The 3645-nt window shown below is 77.5% G+C and carries 2 protein-coding genes; both read left to right on the forward strand.

Annotated elements, in window-relative coordinates; all coding sequences use genetic code 11:
* A partial coding sequence (locus EF918_RS33745) for a lantibiotic dehydratase (protein WP_125652700.1) occupies nucleotides 1-2379 on the forward strand: 2379 nt, incomplete at its 5' end.
* Between the two features lie 85 nt (nucleotides 2380-2464).
* The coding region (locus EF918_RS33750) for a lantibiotic dehydratase C-terminal domain-containing protein (RefSeq protein WP_148141317.1) at nucleotides 2465-3645 on the forward strand (1181 nt) is incomplete at its 3' end.

A 3645-nucleotide genomic window follows, 5' to 3' on the forward strand; every position in this document is an offset into this window, starting at 1 on the left:
ACCTGGCTGGGCCTGCACGAACACCGGTCCGCACTCCTCGCCACCCTGGACGCGCTCGCCGGACCCGCCCTCGCCGCGGAACGCGCCGCGCTCGCCGCCCTGTGCCGGGAACCCGCACTCGGCCGGGCCGTCGCCCTCATCAGCCCCGACCTGCTGCGCGCCGTGGACCGCGCCGCGCACGGCGCCGACGACCGGCGCTCCCGCAAGGAGGAACCGGCCGTCCTCCGGTACGCCCTGCGGGCCAGCACCAAGACCAGCCCCCTGTCCTGGTTCACCGCCGTCGGCTGGGGCCCCCTGCGGGCCGGCCGGGCCCCGGCGGGCCCGGTGCCCGTGCCCGACGCCCCGGTCGCGTGGGGCGAAGCCGGGCTGCACGAGGCGCCGTTCGCCCCGGTCGTGCGGGTCAACCGGGCCCTGGTCGGCGCGCTGACCGCGGCCCTGGCCGAGGACCCCGCCCACCGGGACGCCCTGCTCTACCGCATGACCAGCAGCGCCCGGACCCAGGACGGCCGCGCGGCGTACGCCCGGGTCCGCCACCTGTTCACCGGCGGGCGCCACCTGAACACCACCGAAGAGGAACTCGCCCTCCCGGCCACGCCCCCGCTCGCCCTCCTCGACGAACTCGCCGCCGAGCCCCTCTCCTTGGCCGACCTGACCGCCCGACTCGACACCGCCCTGCGGCGCGGCGGCGGGCCGGCCGCCGCGGAGCGGGCCGGGGGCGGCCCGGCCGCGGCCTACCTGGCTCGCCTCCTGGCCGCGGGCCTGCTCGTCCCCGCCGAACCCGTCGCCCCGCAGGACCCCGCCGCGCTGACCTCGCTGGCCACCTGGCTGCGGAGCGCCGCCCCCACGGCCGGCACGACGGCCGGCGCCCTCGCCGACCGCATCGAGGAGGCGGCGGCGCGGACCCGCGCCTTCGCCGCACTGCCGTCCGACCGGCGTCCCGCCGCACTGGCCGGGCTCACCGCCCACTGGCGCGCCCTGCTCGCCGACGCCGGGCACCCGCTGCCCGACCGCGGCGGCACGCCACGGATGGACGTCCTGACCGAGGACGCGGTCGCCACCCGCCCGCTGGACCTCGACGGCTTCCTGGGCGCCGCCGACCACCAGGCCCTGGCCGAACTGACCGCACTCGCCGAGGCTTTCGACCTCGGCCAGGTCATGCGCCGGATCGCCCGCGACCGCTTCGTGGCCCGCTACGGCCCCGGCGGCACCTGCCGCCACCCCTGGGAGTTCGGCGCGGACATCGCCGCGGCCTGGGAGGAGGCCGGCCGACTCACCGCCCAGGACCCCGCCGCCCCCGACGGCTGGCCCGCCGGCCTGGCCGAACTCGCCGCGCTGCGCCGTGCGGTCACCGAGTCGGTCCGCGCCCGGGCCCGCAGGACACCCGGCGCGGCCGAGGTCCTCCTCCCACCGGACCTGCTGCCCGGCCTCGGCCGCCGCCTCCCGGCGTGGATCCGCGAACGCCCCACCAGCTACGCGTACTTCGTCCAGCGGGACAGCACCGACGGCCTCCTGTGCGTCAACCACGTCTACGGCGGCTGGGGCCGCTTCACCAGCCGGTTCCTGGACGGCATGGACCCGGCGGCCACCGAGGCGGTCGCCGCCCGGATCCGCGAGGGCCTCGGCCCCGGCGCACGCGCGGTCGCCGTCCGCCCCGTCGGCGGCTTCAACGCCAACCTCCACCCCCTCCTCGTCCCGGACGAGATCGGCCCCGACCGCCGCTGGACCTCCCTCGCCGAGCCCGAGGTGGAGCTCGTCCACGACCCCGCGAGCGACCAGCTCAGGCTCCGGCTGCACGCCACCGGCGAGATCCTCGACGTCCTCTACGCCGGCTTCCTCGCCCCCGTGATGCTCCCCGGCCGCCTCGCCGCCCACCTGAGCGACCACCCCGCCGGGGTCGTCGGCCTGGGCGGCCTGGCCCCGGCGGAGGCCGTCCCGGCCCCCGGCGGCCAGGTCCTGCGCACCGCCCGGCTGCGCCACCGGCACCTGGTGCTGCAACGCCGCTGCTGGTACCTCGACGCCGGCACGGTGGCCCGGCTGCGCGCCGACCTGGAGGAACAGCGCCCGCTCCCGCTCACCGCCGTCGCCCGCTGGCGCGCCCTGCTCGACCTGCCCGACCAGATCTTCCTGCGCCCGGCGGCGCCGGGCACCGACCCGGGGAAGTTCGCCGAGTCCTTCGTGGCGGGGCTGAGCCGGCCCAAGCCGCAGTTCGTCGACCTGGGCAACGCCCTGCACCTGCGCAACCTGGCCAAATGGCTCACCCGCCACACCGACGGCGCCGTCCTGGAGGAGGCACTGCCCGCGCCCGGCGGCCGGGACCGGGCCGCCCAGGCCGTGGAACTCGTCGTCGAGACCTACCGGGAAGGAAGGCCCCACGCATGACCAGGTCCACCAAGTCCCCGGCGGACGCCCCGCCCCCGGCCCGGCCGAGGACGCGGCCCGGGCGGCCGACGCCCTGGCCCGCGACGTGGTCGCGTACTACCACCAGCCGGTCAAGGGCCCCCTGCTCCGGGACGCCCTGCTGCCCCTCGCCGACGAGATCACCGCGGCCGGGCTCACCGCCCACGTCGAACGCCACTGGCTCCACGGCCCCCACCTGCGGCTGCGCATCCAGGGCCCGCCCGGCCGGGCCGGCGACGTGGCCGCCGCGGCCGACCACGGCGCCGCCACCGTACGTGCGTGGCTCCGCGCCCACCCCTCCACCGGCGGCCCCGCCCCCGAGGACCTCCTCCGTGAGGCCGAACGCGCGGGCCGCGCCGAACTGATCGCCCCGCCGTACGGGCCGATCGTCGAGGACAACACCGTCCGCGTGGAACCCGTCGACCTCGCCCCGCTGCGCAGCCTGATCGGCACCGACGGCACCGCCCTGCGCACCCGGCTCCTGCGCAGCGGCCTGCCCGCCCTGCGCGCCGGCTCCGGCTTCCTCGCCGCCCACGGCGACGGCGCCGCCGCCCGGGTGGAGTTCGCCGTGACCGTCCTGACCCTGCACGCCTGCGCGCACGTCGAGGGCCTGGTCGGCGGGCACTGGTCGTACGTCTCCCACCTGGAGGACTTCCTCCTGTACGAGGACCCCGACGGCCGGCTGCGCACGGCGTTCGAGACCCGGCGCGCCCGGATGTCCGACACGGTCGCGGCGCTCATGACCCGGATCGTGGAAGGCCGGACCACCCCGTGGGAACAGGAGTGGGCCCGCTGGTCCGCCCAGGCGTGGCGGACCACCGAGGAGCTCCTGGAGGCGGGCGGCGACCTGCACGGGCTCCCGCTGGAGTACCGCGTCCGGGCTGCGGCCACCGGGGACGCCGGGGCGTACGTGCGGTGGAACCAGGACATCCGCACCGAGTACAGCGAGTTCCACCGCCTGCTGCGACGCGCCGACCCGCAGGGCTCGATGTGGAGCCGCCCCGACTACCTGATCTACCGGGCCTGTACCAACGCCCTGTACCGGCTGCTGATGATCTGCGACGTCCAGCCCATGGAGCGCTACCTGGCGGCGCACCTCGTGGTGGGGGCGGTGCCCGACGTGACCGGGTGCGACTGGCGGGCGGTGATGGACGACGTCATCGCGCAGGTGGAAGGACGCGAGGGTCCGGGCGGGGCGTCGGCGAGTTCTTCGGCGTCGACCGTACGGACGTGGACCTGTGGATGGGC

The sequence above is a fragment of the Streptomyces sp. WAC06614 genome (assembly GCF_003949795.1).
Classification (GTDB): Bacteria; Actinomycetota; Actinomycetes; order Streptomycetales; family Streptomycetaceae; genus Streptomyces.